Genomic DNA, 13,587 nt, shown 5'->3' on the forward strand with positions numbered 1-13,587 from the left:
GCCATAACTCAGTCCTTCCTTTTTGTGTTTTTTTGGTTTTGCGATTAAAAAGTTCGCAAAAATAGGACTGAGTTTCTTTGATTCGCCTACCATTTTGAAAAGCTATTTAGCTCGTTCCCGTTTTTAGGCGTACCTCTCCCTGATGTAAGATCAAAAGACAGCATGCATTCAACCGGCGTTACTTTGGACACTAATTCCCAATCACAAGCCATCAAATCTCCCGGCGTGGGTTGCCAATTTGATGAGCCATATTTATCGTGTTTATCAATATGAGAAGCACTGTCAGGGTTTTTAACCGTCAGAGCTATGTACTCGTCAGGCGTTTCCCATTCACTACGAGTCACTATCTTCCCCATATACACCTGAATGATTGCCCACGGTAGAGAACCTATAGGAGCCACCACATCATTACTTTTGTATTTACTGAGATCAAACGGACATTGTTTATCATCCAGCTTATTAACATCAGACATAAACACCTCACTTTATTATTTGTTAAAGGTCATTTCGTTCTTCTGTTAACTCACCGGAAACCTTACTTAGGTCAAATTTCAATCTCAATCGGATTACGACTATAGCAAGGCTTATAATTTGAAAGGTGATTTAGTGAGGTGTGTATTTGAAGTTTGGTTCCGAATACCCGTTATTGAACATAGAGTATTAATTGTTCCGTTATGGGAATTTACATATCTATTAATATCAAATAGTTATGATTCAGTTGTTCGGAATAACCAAATATGTGAAACTCGCATCAAATAACCATCGGTAAATATTATAAGGATTTAATATGTCACAATTAAAAAAATTACCACTCGGAGAAAAAACACCTCTAATACTCATCTTTGGCGGAATATTTTTATTCGCAGTATCAATTTTAAAGTGGATGACATCTGAAATTGAAGTGGACTGGCTATATAACTCAGTTGAAAGTTTACTAGCCATTTATCTTATCATTCTTGGGTTCAGGTTACGTAAAAAGTACCGAAGTAATAATGAGTAAGTTTGGACTAATCGGAATTAACGGATATTTGAGCTTGTAGCGATGGTTTGTAGATTGTAATTAAAATCCATCGAACTCATCGCACCATTCGAATTCATCTTGCATAAGGGTGATCTCTTTTTCGCTGAAAATCAGATTAACCAACTGATTTATATAGAATGAAGGGGTGTTCTCTAATCCCGATCAGTATGTTGACCGAAACGCCTAAAATCACACTTAACATATTGATTTAAATACAATATATTCGTTGATCGATTCGTTATAACCATTTGAATTTATTCCGTTATAAGAGCTTTTTTATTGAGGATTTAATAATCTTCTTAAACCCTCTGAGGTATTAATTTTCATCAGTTGTGAGACAATTTTTATTAATTCCCCGTCTGTCATTTTATGTCATCCTGCCAACAAACATTACCTATCAAATATTAGTCAAGCCGTACTTTTCTGTATTGATGAACCAATTTATTGATGTTCACCGGCGGAGAAGTCTCCCACCGCCTTCATGTTATTTAGCAATGTGTATTGTTGATTAGATGAGGGAATGAATATGCAAGATAAGAAGCCTGATGTACCTGTCTCAGATGATAGTAATCTCGTAATCGTTACAACACCGGAATATGTCAAAGATTCAATCAAAGAAGCCATTGCAGAACATGCTGCGAGCCGTAATCACCCAGATGCCACACTGCAAGATAAAGGATTTGTTGTCCTGAGTAATGATGTTAGCGATAGTGAGACAATGGCTGCAACACCAAAAGCAGTTAAGGCAGCATATGATTTGGCAGACAAAACAGATAAACATGCTATAGGTATTGGTCAGAAATGGACAGATGTTACTTCCAGTAGAATTAATGGCGTGTGGTATACCAATGATACTGATAAGCCGATAGTTGTTTATGTTGAGAGCGGCAGTACTAATATTGAAAATAGTCCCACACAGGAAGCATTTAGCATGGGCGGGGAGGTTGATCACTTGCGTGTAGGGTATTTTTGGGCACCATATGGAGGGTGTGATCGAATACACTCATTTAATTTTATTGTTCCCCCGGGCAGCAATTATATTGTGAAAGCCGGGTGGGGAAATGTTTCGAAAAAAGAAGGTGCTATTGCTTGTTGGAGGGAACTGAGGTGATGATGAATGCTAAACAGAGTCACCCGCCCCCGCAACCTAGCCTTCAATTACATCGTCAGAGCCGCTTAATTCTGAATTAACAAAAACAATAGAGGTATAATATGAGTATCTCGGTTAATGAAATCCAGAACGGCACAGAAAATAATTTTTACATTGGTGTCGTGGCCTATACAGTTTACGACAAACACTATATGTTCGGGCAAACTAAAACCCAAGATAATTGGCATTATATTCAAGAAGTATTGCCAGATGGGAGACTAGGCGAACAAACTGAACATAGTAGCTGGTCACATTATTATGACTTTATTACTGTGCTGGATGATGATAGTAAGAAAATTCTCTGCTGTACCAGTTCTCAGGATAACGTCATTAAGCTGGTAGAATTAACATATGATGGGAAAACAAAACCATTATTTGAAGAGAGTTATCAACAAGATGATTTTGAAACTCTCACTCTTTATATGCGTCATGGGAAACTTTTCGCTTTTTGCCAGCACAGAACCACTAAAGAATGGAAAGTTTTAGAAATTGAATATTCACCTTAGTCATTGAATTGTGATTAACACCTAACCCGCAACTTCCTGCGGGTTAATCATACCCTTACTCCACCTGATCACTATCAGTCGCAACCTCTGCCGCCTTCTGCTTCACATTCCACACCGAATTCGCCGGCATCTGGACACGGACATCCAAGCGACAACCTTCGGGGATATCACACGGTTCACCGTCCTGATAGTACACCTTTTCTCCGTTAACAATGGCTTTTATCCGCTGGTTCTGAAAGCGTTCGGACGCTCGGCGTTAGAGTAATACATTGAGATAACACTAAATTTGATATTAAATCTTTATTTATCAAATTGATACGTATTCTTTGCAAGAATGACGGCAGTAATTGAGACAACATAAATTGGGGGTAGTTGTCTCAAAATTTAAATATTAATCGTTATAAAACAATGCGATAAGCATATCGAGACAACAGAGACAGCTGAGACAACATCGTTTGCTTAATTTATATATAAAGAAAAATGAGTTAGTGCTATTCATAGAAAAGAAATTCTAGCTTTAGCCGATTGATTTTTATAATAACGTAAATCACCAGACAAGGGAGGTTGAAATTAAGCTGTTCCCGTCAATCCCTATGCATTTAGTCTTAATGCTATAACCCTTTTATTTTATACAATTCTGTCAGAAAACCAGAATTCCGGCTCTGAGCAGGAATTGAGGAATATCAATCGGTTAAAAGGGCTTTGAAATCCCATTTATCGTAAGCTATTGATTTTATTAGTGCTGGGCATGGTGCGGTATTTATTTATAATCAATGAGTTACGTGTAATTCTGTTTGTAATCTATTGATTTTACTTATCTCCGGCAGAGAACCCGAGATTAAATAAATCAAGGTGTTAACCAACCATCACGGAAATCGTGATAGTTGCCGCAGATGGTCAAGATTTTGACCATCCCAAAGGGTGATATCCCATTTAAGGTATGGTGGAAATCACCATAACTTTTAGCAGAGCTAAGCGTAGGGTATAGAGGAAATCTCAATACCTTTTGCTTTTGTACATGCGGAATTTCCCCGTATGTAACTGACCCAATTATTTTGGGTTACCTGTCTCGTTGTTCGAACAAGAACTGCCCCTCTTTAAGAGGTTCAGTTTGTGCCGACGAAATTCGTCGATGCAAAATCCAATATCCGATAATCGGACTTTGGGTGTAACTGACAGTTAATCAGTCGCAAATGGTCTTGAGCGTAACCGATAGTTACTCACAATTTGAGCGTCAGCCTGGCTGACTCACAGAATTTGTACACCTCATTAAGAGGTGCGCAAACTTTGCGCGTATCATTTAGCGACGCGGTTAATTTGCAGTCATCATTTAGTGGAGCACAAAAAGCAACCACACCTCTTTAAGAGGGTAGCCTAGCAGGTGAAAAATAATTTTCAGTTGCTCGGGTGGTCAAACTGACCCCCTCGGAAAAATCAAAGAGTTAGCCAACTATGGTTACTGCTTTTCCTCAAAGTGAGGATGAACGGAAATATCAATGAGTTACCTAACTATGGTGAAGATCACCACAGTTGCTACTGGTTACTACTTCCGTGAGTGGTGGTACAGATACGGACAGTTATTTGGCGTTTTTTTCGTTAGAGCGTGATTTTCGAATAAATTTGCTAAACCTCCATTGTGGAAATCACAACTCAGGTGGGCTTGATCTTAAGCCGTCCAGTACAAGGTTACTTAATGTATAGCTAAATCAAAATAATTAGACATATTTTACATGCGTCATAAACAGTTCATCAATTGAACACCTTTCTCGTCTTCTTATCGCTTTGACTTCAGCCCATTTCGGTTCGATGGGGTTCAAATCCGGACTGTAAGGAGGTAACCATTCCAACAGGCAACCGTGGTCTGCTATCGCTTTTATTGTGTCATGCCGTTTATGGAAGGGGGCATTATCCATCACAATCACGGCTCCGCTTGGGAGCTTAGGCAGCAAATCTTGTGTCATCCAGGCATGAAAGACATCCGCATTAATGTTTCCAGAAAATAAGCTTAAGGTCACGAAGGTCTTTTTGAGGATCGCACCAATGACATTAATGCGATCTTTGGCCTGCCAATCGTGTGTGCCGAAGCAGCGTAACCCTTTCGCCGAATAACCGTGTGTGCGGGGCATAGACTGCGAAAAACCGCTTTCATCCAGATAAACAATCGGTTTCATCGCCTGTTCGTAGTGGCCGATGCGTTCGACAAACGCCTGACGAGCCTGAGCGTCAGCGTTGGGGTGTCTTAGCGTTTTTTTTGACTGTTATTTTCAGCCGTTTCAAGGCGTAATGGATAGCAGACTGCGCGACACCCAAGCGTTTTGCCCTTTCCCATTGATAGTCGTCGGGGTAATTTTTGACATCAGTGAGAAGCGCTTCATCACTGATTTTTGTGGGCGGCTTATTCCGTGTCACACAGGGTTCTATTTTATGACTCCACCGAAATAAGGTCCGCATAGAAACCTCAAAATGGGTACACGTTTGTTCGAAGGTCAACGAATGCTTGTCTTTATATGCCAATACTCTCTTTCGAAAATCCAGACTGTAGCCCATCTCACTTTATCCTTTGTCATATGAATCCAGCTATTATGTCATATTAATATGATTCTGCTATAACTCAGTGACTCCGTACGTATTACGTTCGAAGTGATTTAACTTATTGATTTTTTTCATGATTGAAAAACCAGTTCATCTATAGGCGGTGGAACATGGCACGAAGACAGAAGAAGAATGTATCCTCGATAGTCGCTATGGTTACGGGAAAGGCTTCTGACTGGCAGGGATATCAGTTAGCTGATTCCTCTATCGCTTAATAGCTATACTGCTGCCATATTTTCGGTATTATTCGTTATGCTCACATCATTCAGAATAACAATACGTAAGGCGAATACATGGACAACAAGATCATCGAAATACTCCAGTACGAATTAAAGAAAGGAACCGGCAGTCAGTTTCATGAAATTATGGTAAACGTCAGCGTTCCGTTACATCGCTCACAGGGAATTGATGTGGTGAGTTTCGGTAACTCTCAGCATGATCCAGATTGTTATTATCTTATCCGGGCATTTGAAAATATGGACGAACTGTCGGCTGTACAGGCCAGATTTTATAAAAGTGATGCATGGATAAACGGCCCCAGAACAGGAATTATTGAGAGAATTGATAAGAGTGTTAAAACGGTTATCGAAATGCCGACATCAGCTATTAACGCCTTGCGAACAGAGTAGCACCAGAATAAAGCTGATTCTTTACCATCTTAAAAAGCAGAGTTCAGCCAACCCAAAATTATTGGGTAGCCTCTCCACATAGATAGACTGAACTATCAGTTAACTGCCTTTGCAAAGCTTCCGACGAAATTCGGCGCAACCTCTTCACAAGGTTGGTACATTTAACGTACTGACCTCTCACTGCCGACGATATTCGTCGTTAGTTATTAGCTCAGGGTGCTCGGTTTATTGACTTTTTTTGACTGTAAAAGCATCAGAATACTACATAAAGTAACAAAATAATTTGGGGGTATAATTGGGGGTGTTATGTAAGTTTAGTTATAATTAATCGTTATATATTAATAAATTAAACTATTTGTTCTATGCCCTTCACCTCCACATAAACATCTCCCTCAGTCAATCAAAGTCTACTAATCCCATTAAAATCAAAGAATAGTTAAAAATCATACTCTATTATCGTCTACTGTTATCTATTGAAATGTATCCAAGTAGGGGATATGGTTTTTTTGTTTTCTGGTACCCACTAATAACTGAATTAAAATCTATATAATAAATTTTATTTGTATTAAAAATCCTCAATGCTAATGTCATTATCTAATCTCTCTTTTATTAAGATTAATTACAAATTGTGGCAAGATAATTTAAAAACATTGAGGATAATGAATGAAAACAATCGGTATGCTAGGGGGAATGAGCTGGGAATCGACGGTTAGCTATTACCAGGCAATTAATCGGAGAATCAAGGAGGAATTAAAAGGCCTCCATTCTGCCAAGATATGTTTGTTTAGTGTGGATTTCGATGAAATTGAAAAATTACAACGTTCTTCTCGCTGGAATGAAGCAGCTACGTTATTGAGTGCTGCGGCAAAATCTGTTGAAGCTGGTGGAGCTGATTTTTTAGTGATATGCACCAATACAATGCATAAGATTGCTGATGATATAGAAAAATCCATTTCTATTCCCATACTTCATATCGCAGATGCAACCGCAGAAGTATTGATTGGTGATAGCATCAAGAAAGTAGGTTTATTAGGAACGCGATTCACAATGGAAGAAGATTTCTATAAAGCAAGATTAACTAATAAATTTGATATTGAAGTCATTGTGCCAGACGACGAGCAGAGGGATTTAGTTCATCGTGTAATTTATGATGAGTTATGTGTTGGTGAAATTCGACCAAATTCACGGCAGAGTTATTTGAATATCATCCAAGATCTCTATTCCAAAGGTGCTGAAGCCATTATTTTAGGATGCACTGAAATTGGCTTACTTGTGAGCCAACTTGATACAAATATTCCATTGTATGATACGGCAGCTATACATGCTGAGAAAGCAGTTAAGATGGCATTGGAAAACTAAGTATTATCGATATCTTTAAAGGCCACGATTACGGCCTTTTAACAACCAGCACTAAGCTTCAAATATACACCTCACTGAATTACGCACTCGACTAACAGATAAACTTTATCATGCCCTGCACTATTTTAAGGCGTATTGATTCTGTTACAGGCTATTCAATTGAGACAAGGGCCTGACCTCGGTAATATTAACTGGCTAGTTAGCAATAGGATTAAATGACCTTAAAAAAGCTTACATCAATGAATAACTTATGTTTATACAAACAAACGACAATGAATTTATTGTTCTCCCAGGAAGAGCGTTAGCGTCAGAAGAAGAATTCCAGCAATTATTTAGGTTCATCAAAGAGCAGATCAATAACCACTCCAAATAAAAAGACCATCAACGCACAACTCTGAGTGATAAAATGTACTTGTGTTTGGATGAATCGAACATCATCAAGTCACTACAACAAGCAAGGATAATATTGATGTTTCTGCAATGGATTAAGCGGGTGCTTATTTGGATGATAAAGGATATTTTAAATGATATCAGGTGGATGGCGTCAGCAATGTTTGGATTATTCGCTCTCATTGGCTTGTTTGTTGCCCTCGAATTTAAATTAGCTCTGCTCTTTTTTATTCTTGCAGTAATTCCTTATTCGCCAGAAATCTGGCGGTTCCTGAAAGTCAGGATAAACAATAAAAATCGGCGTTAGTTGATTTCATAACTCTAATTTATTCAGAGAGCAACTGATGCTGAGTATTGATATATTTTGGCAAGCACAAGATTATTTATTCAAAGTTGAAATGTTTTCTCCGATTTCAAACCGGGAAAATCAGTTTTCTCTTTTAGCGAAAATATTTCACTGATTGATAGACCAAAGTGAGGGCCACAGTAGCAGGTAGGTACATTAAACACACTGAGCCAATTTTAACCAATCCTCTTAAAGAGGGTTGCCTCTGAGTTCATTCACACTGCCTCTGTTTTTAAACGAAAGAGTGACATAGTACTAGACCTGCCCCATTGGGGGCATGACCGAAAAAACATCTCTAGTACTCATCTTTGTCGGAATATTTTTATTCGCAGTATCAATTTTAAAGTGGATGACATCTGAAATAGAAGTGGACTGGCTATATAACTCAGTTGAAAGTTTACTAGCCATTTATTTTGGCACTCTTGGGTTCAGATTACGTAAAAAGTATCGAAGTAATAAAGAGTAAGTTTGAACTAACCGGAATTACCAGATAGATGTGAGCCTAATCATTTTCGATTGCAAGTTATTACAGATAGCCGTTGAGGAGAATATAAGATTTGATCGGAATTAACCTTCTGTATTCACAGAAGGTTGGTATCCATAAATCTAATCGCCGAGTTGCTTATCAGATAACCCTTTAAACTCAAAAGGTTTGCTATCAACATAATCTTTAGTGGCGTCACCTGAGAAAATCTTGCTTTGCCCTTCACCTAATTCCAGTTTCTTCACTTTACCGGTTTTGACTGAGAAGTCGATTTTCTTTAGATCTGTCCAGAAAATATTCGGTGTTAATGCAGACTCAAAGAAATAGAGTTGACGTTTATGATCAACCAATGTCCGCCAACGTGTTGATGAAATTTCAGGGGGATTCTCTGGCGTTTCTCCTAACCCGTAAGGAACCGAAACGTTACGAATAACACTGAACACACTAGCAACGGCTTTATTGGGTGTCGTTTGTTGTGGGATGGCATTAATGTAGAATTGAGCGCGAGCAAATCTGTCCGGAGAACGATTGGTGCCAGGAAGAGCCGCTGTGCCCGGAATTGTTGCCCAATATTTCTGCATTTCCAATTGTACTTCATACGTTGGTGAATTTGTCATTACCTGATATTCACGACCATGATGGATCACTTGTTTACCGTCGATATATTCAATAATTGCACTATCACCACTTGCATCTGATAATGATAAATGCAACGTCGCTAAACGGTCTTCGCCCTCCATTTTATCCGTCATCACTACGAAAGGCGTCTTTTCCAGTGATTCAACGGCTTCAGCTACTGTCGCGTAATTATCTAGCATATACTGCGCCCACAATGAAATTGATACTGCAGGCCGCTTATCATTTGGTTGTGGATATTTAGATTCAGCTAACCATAATAAGTTAGCCACAAGACCTTTTTCGTTAATACCATCTGTGGTTGAAATATCGAAGCCAGATGCAATCACACTACCATATTTAGATTTCCATTTAATAGAATTAGGGCCAGCAATACCATCCCTGCTCATACCTCGTGGAAATATCCATAAATTTGTTTTGATTTCGTGTTTCCAATCCATTGTTCTTGTTGTTATGGTTTGCTCATCTTTACCTAAATAAACTATACGAGTACACATATCGTCTCCTAAGATAAAAAATGAAAATAGATAGATTTCGTCACTTTATAGAGATTATTTTTCTTTATAAGGCTTATGCGTTATGCCAAATTTTGATTAGAGATAGGTAATTCTGTCATTGTATTTTTATGAATTTAAGAAGAATGACATAGAATGGCTGGCGGGACATTAACAAAATTTATTTGCTTGTGGTTGACTGATGAATCTTAGCTTTTAACAGGGATAATCTTCCCATTTTAATTTAATAAATTAATATTATTAATTTTATCCATTGAGAGGCGTTGGGTAACCCTTGATCTTATTTATCTCTGTCAGAGAAGCGGAATTTCGATTTTGAGGCAAAAAATTAATATGTTAGCCTCGCATATTAAAATCAGTTTTCCAGACAGGCGTCTTGTACTATGTGGATGAAAAACAACTTATGGGGCATTAAGTAAAATGAAGCTAATAATTTTTGACTGTGATGGTACTTTAGTCGACAGTGAACATTTGTGTAATTTGGCGCTGCACGAAGAGTTAAGATTACTAGGTTTAGAAAGTGATCCAACCTCTCTCCTAAAAAGCTATCGTGGAATGAAACTAGCGAAAATAATTGAGTCTCTTGAACAGCATTACTGCACTATTTTTCCAGAAGATTTTGAATCTAAATACCGTTGCAGGATGAATAGTATGCTTGCGACGAATTTAAAGCCTAATGAAGGGGTTGAAGAGTTACTAGAATCTCTCGATATTTCCTTCTGTGTAGCTTCATCAGCTCCAATGGAAAAAATATTGCTCTCATTGAAAGTCACAGGTCTACTAAATTACTTTAAAGAAAACATTTTCAGTTCCTATGACATAAATTCTTGGAAACCTGAGCCAGATATTTTCTTGCATGCAGCTCAAAGTATGAGTACTAACCCAGAAGATTGTCTTGTTGTAGAAGACAGTTACGTAGGTATAGAGGCAGCGTTTAATGCTAATATGAAGAGCGCTTACTATAATATTAATTCGGCCATGGAATCCAAATTCAATGCGATCCAGATTCGTAGTATGTCCGAAGTCTTAGATATAATTCAAGCACGTAAAAAGCCAGCCGCTAGATGACAAAGTGGCTGATATTTCAATATTTTTTACACCTTAATTTATTTTGAGTTTACAGGTTATATGCGCTTTAATTGATAAATTTGTAATAAGTTCTAATCATGTGAGCGGTCAGCTAATGGTGTAGAAAACTCCAATATCGGAAAAAATTCAGGTTGTTAGAACAGAGTCAATAAGCACAACATGCTATGTTTAAATCAGTCAGTATGTTAGATGTTATTTTAGTTGATATAAGAAATACCTCGATCCCTGCAAATTAAGCCATGTCAGCACCAAATTTCAAATATACATCTCACTGAATAATACACCATCTTCCAAATTATAAGCCTTGCTATAGTCGTAATCCGATTGAGATGAAAATTTGACCTCAGTAAGGTTTTTGGTGAGTTAACAACAGGAGTTTGTTAGGACGTAGTGAGAGTGAAAGGACGGCGGAAATACCGTCCTTGATTTTATTATAAACAATGCGAATGTCCCGCTTCTCCTGGATTCAACGCGTCGCATTGAGCTACACAGCGCTCATATGCTGCTGGGTCTAACATCTCAGATCTACAAAACCAAGCATAGGTCTGTACTGAAGTAAAAAGTGTCGTCCCTGCGACTAGGGAAAGAAGAAGATATTTTTTCATTTTACTATCCACCCATAACGTGATTATCAAGAAATGGATAAGCCTAATAACCTTATCTCCATCGAATAATAAATTAATAATCCTTAATAATTAGTTAACCTTTGAAACTAAAATCAATATTTTTTACCTATTTACTAAGTGGTTAAAGGAATACGAATGACTCATGCTCCTTAGGAAGACGAGGTGTTATCAGCAATATCCGCTGTAGGCAGATGAAGTGATATGACAGCCGGCGAGGTGTCCTGTATTGCCGTAATGATTTACGGGTTGTGACGCTGGATAAAAATTTTTCCTGCCAAATATTTTTTGGCTCAATTTTCTGAGTATAATCTATCCAGTTATCGGTCGTCACAAAATGGATATTAAAAGTGCAAATACCTTTTTCTTGATATGATTTTTACTAAACTTATACGATAAATTGTATTAGGAATTTTTGCATAGTTTATACTACTAATGAAATAGCTAGGTTAGTGATTAAGGATAGTAATAAAATTCTATTGCAGTCATAATTCAATTTGATATTGTAAAGAAAATACTCAATAAAAAATAATAGAGAAAAATATGGAACAACTTCTATATTGGGAAAAAGAAAATTATCAAGTATCAACAGATAAATCTTTGCTAGATGTTACAGCAATCCATCAGTTTCTTACCCGATCCCATTGGGCGAAAGGAATCGATATTGAAACTGTTCAGTGCTCAATTGAAAATAGTCTGACGTTCGGATTGTATGATGAGGAAAATCAAATAGGGTTTGCTAGATTTGTGACAGACTTTTCAACTTTTGGGTATTTATGTGATGTTTACGTATTGGAAGAATATCAAAAACAGCACCTGGGGAGCTGGCTAATGGAATGTTGCCAATCTCATCCTGTTATTCAGAAACTTCGACGAGTTATGTTGGTAACTTCATCTGCACATTGGTTATATGAAAAATTGGGTTATTCACCTGTTAATCGTGAAAATTTTGTTTGGCAAATATTTCGCCCGGATATTTATTTAAAGAATTAGTACCAGTTTTTACCGAAAATTGAATTTATTGGGGAATATATCAATATTTTCTGATGATAGAGTAAAAGCAGAGCATTGCTGAGAAAAGTGAACGCTGTCTTCCAGAGCCATTCCTGCCAGCCAGCAATGAGCAAGCCCTGCCATCATAACGTCACCAGCACCATTGGCATTAACAACGTTATTTGTTAATGCACGTGAGTAACCGGATTTATTATCTAGTTCACTGTAATAGACGCCTTCTGCATCCATACTCAAAATTATCCGTTGAACACCTTGCTGGTGAAACCAAGAAGCAGCGAGGGCTGCATCTTCCAGAGTTTCAATTTTGATACCACTTAACACCTCAGTTTCAGAACGATTAGGCTTCAGTGTATGAATATAAGGTAGCCAGTGGCGGATATTAGATGCTTTGAATGTAGAAACTGTATCAACAAAAATTGGGACATTATTGGAATTAAGAAATATCCACTCTAATGATTCATGAGATAAGTTACAATCAATAACCAGTACACTGGCACTTTGAATCAATTTCTTGGATTGAGAGAGTAATGATGGGTTAAGTTTGTCAAGAATGCTCATATCATTTATCGAAATAATACATTTTCCATTTTCATCAATAAATGAATTGCAGACTGATGTTTTTTCATCATCCAGCTTATGTAGGTATTTAGTATTGACACCGGATGATTTTGTTTTTTCTGATAATATTTTACCGTGTTGGTCATTACCAACAACAGAAATTAAATAGCTTTCATTTTTTAATGCGGCAATATTTTGTGCAATATTTCTTCCTACCCCACCGGGGGTGGAAATGATTTTCCCTGGGTTGGAATCATTATATACCAGTTTATCAAATGCATAACTGGTTATATCTATATTGGTTGCTCCAATAGTAACAGCATAAACATCACTGGCAAGAATATAACCTTTACCTTTTATATAGCCTTTTTTACTTAGGTTCATAATATGCCCTGCAACACAGGAACGACTAATACCAAGAATATCTGCAATTTCTTGCTGTTGTATAAAAGGATCCCTCTTTAATATTTGCAGTATCTGATTTTCCCTGTTTGACATATTGTGGCCTTGGCTATTTTTTGTGACTATATTTCTATTGTATATCTATCAAACAGTAAAGTCTGATCTTATGATTTATTCTATTTTTGAGAAAGTGATCGTAAGTTTAATAAAGGTTTTTTATGATCAATAATGTGATCTATATCGAAAATATTATTCTGATAAAGCTTTGGTGTT

The 13,587-nt window shown here is 37.4% G+C and carries 13 protein-coding genes and 1 pseudogene; 8 read left to right on the forward strand and 6 right to left on the reverse strand.

Annotated elements, in window-relative coordinates; translation table 11 throughout:
- Positions 1-119: 119 nt before the first annotated feature.
- A pseudogene (locus AACX38_RS01035) lies at positions 120-473 on the reverse strand (Thoeris anti-defense Tad2 family protein); the annotation flags it as partial.
- Positions 474-787: 314 nt separating this feature from the next.
- On the opposite strand from AACX38_RS01035, the gene AACX38_RS01040 reads away from it, so the two are divergent.
- The 3 genes from AACX38_RS01040 (at position 788) to AACX38_RS01050 (ending at position 2,677) form a co-directional block, all read left to right on the forward strand.
- On the forward strand, positions 788-1,000 hold the full coding sequence (locus tag AACX38_RS01040; protein WP_099123330.1) for a hypothetical protein: 213 nt from the start codon (positions 788-790) through the stop codon (positions 998-1,000).
- A gap of 547 nt (positions 1,001-1,547) precedes the next feature.
- The gene (locus tag AACX38_RS01045; RefSeq protein WP_228865538.1) at positions 1,548-2,132 is read left to right on the forward strand and encodes a tail fiber protein; all 585 of its coding nucleotides are present in this window, start codon (positions 1,548-1,550) and stop codon (positions 2,130-2,132) included.
- Between the two features lie 101 nt (positions 2,133-2,233).
- Positions 2,234-2,677 carry a hypothetical protein gene (locus AACX38_RS01050; protein WP_228865540.1) on the forward strand — a complete coding sequence of 148 codons (444 nt, stop codon included), beginning with the start codon at positions 2,234-2,236 and terminating at the stop codon, positions 2,675-2,677.
- A gap of 55 nt (positions 2,678-2,732) precedes the next feature.
- Here AACX38_RS01050 and AACX38_RS20680 read toward each other — a convergent pair whose 3' ends face one another.
- The 3 genes from AACX38_RS20680 to AACX38_RS01060 form a co-directional block, all read right to left on the reverse strand.
- On the reverse strand, positions 2,733-2,900 hold the full coding sequence (locus tag AACX38_RS20680; protein ID WP_445327107.1) for a phage tail fiber protein: 168 nt from the start codon (positions 2,898-2,900) through the stop codon (positions 2,733-2,735).
- A gap of 1,492 nt (positions 2,901-4,392) precedes the next feature.
- On the reverse strand, positions 4,393-4,869 hold the full coding sequence (locus AACX38_RS01055) for an IS630 family transposase (protein ID WP_228865553.1): 477 nt from the start codon (positions 4,867-4,869) through the stop codon (positions 4,393-4,395).
- Between the two features lie 31 nt (positions 4,870-4,900).
- Complete coding sequence (locus AACX38_RS01060; protein ID WP_228865541.1) at positions 4,901-5,224, reverse strand: IS630 transposase-related protein; 324 nt, start codon at positions 5,222-5,224, stop codon at positions 4,901-4,903.
- A 338-nt stretch (positions 5,225-5,562) separates the two neighbouring features.
- Here AACX38_RS01060 and AACX38_RS01065 point away from each other — a divergent pair, with 338 nt between their 5' ends.
- The 3 genes from AACX38_RS01065 (at position 5,563) to AACX38_RS01075 (ending at position 7,954) form a co-directional block, all read left to right on the forward strand.
- The gene (locus tag AACX38_RS01065; protein ID WP_228865544.1) at positions 5,563-5,898 is read left to right on the forward strand and encodes an NIPSNAP family protein; all 336 of its coding nucleotides are present in this window, start codon (positions 5,563-5,565) and stop codon (positions 5,896-5,898) included.
- A gap of 663 nt (positions 5,899-6,561) precedes the next feature.
- Positions 6,562-7,257, forward strand: a complete 696-nt coding sequence (locus AACX38_RS01070; protein ID WP_228865545.1) for an aspartate/glutamate racemase family protein — start codon at positions 6,562-6,564, stop codon at positions 7,255-7,257.
- Positions 7,258-7,726: 469 nt separating this feature from the next.
- Positions 7,727-7,954 carry a hypothetical protein gene (locus AACX38_RS01075; protein ID WP_339385642.1) on the forward strand — a complete coding sequence of 76 codons (228 nt, stop codon included), beginning with the start codon at positions 7,727-7,729 and terminating at the stop codon, positions 7,952-7,954.
- A 645-nt stretch (positions 7,955-8,599) separates the two neighbouring features.
- Here AACX38_RS01075 and AACX38_RS01080 read toward each other — a convergent pair.
- Positions 8,600-9,610 (reverse strand): linear amide C-N hydrolase, encoded by a 1,011-nt coding sequence (locus AACX38_RS01080; RefSeq protein WP_228865548.1) that lies wholly within the window; start codon positions 9,608-9,610, stop codon positions 8,600-8,602.
- A gap of 438 nt (positions 9,611-10,048) precedes the next feature.
- On the opposite strand from AACX38_RS01080, the gene AACX38_RS01085 reads away from it, so the two are divergent.
- Together AACX38_RS01085 and AACX38_RS01090 are read left to right on the forward strand one after the other, a co-directional pair.
- The gene (locus AACX38_RS01085; RefSeq protein ID WP_228865550.1) at positions 10,049-10,696 is read left to right on the forward strand and encodes an HAD family hydrolase; all 648 of its coding nucleotides are present in this window, start codon (positions 10,049-10,051) and stop codon (positions 10,694-10,696) included.
- Positions 10,697-11,883: 1,187 nt separating this feature from the next.
- Positions 11,884-12,333, forward strand: a complete 450-nt coding sequence (locus AACX38_RS01090) for a GNAT family N-acetyltransferase (protein WP_228865551.1) — start codon at positions 11,884-11,886, stop codon at positions 12,331-12,333.
- 9 nt (positions 12,334-12,342) lie between these two features.
- Here the strand turns inward: AACX38_RS01090 and AACX38_RS01095 are convergent, their stop codons facing one another.
- A complete protein-coding gene (locus tag AACX38_RS01095) occupies positions 12,343-13,410 on the reverse strand; it encodes a PfkB family carbohydrate kinase (protein ID WP_228865552.1) in 1,068 nt (355 codons plus the stop codon).
- Between the last annotated feature and the right edge of the window lie 177 nt (positions 13,411-13,587).

The organism is Xenorhabdus sp. PB30.3, assembly GCF_963895965.1.
In the GTDB taxonomy this organism is placed as follows: Bacteria; Pseudomonadota; Gammaproteobacteria; order Enterobacterales; family Enterobacteriaceae; genus Xenorhabdus; species Xenorhabdus stockiae.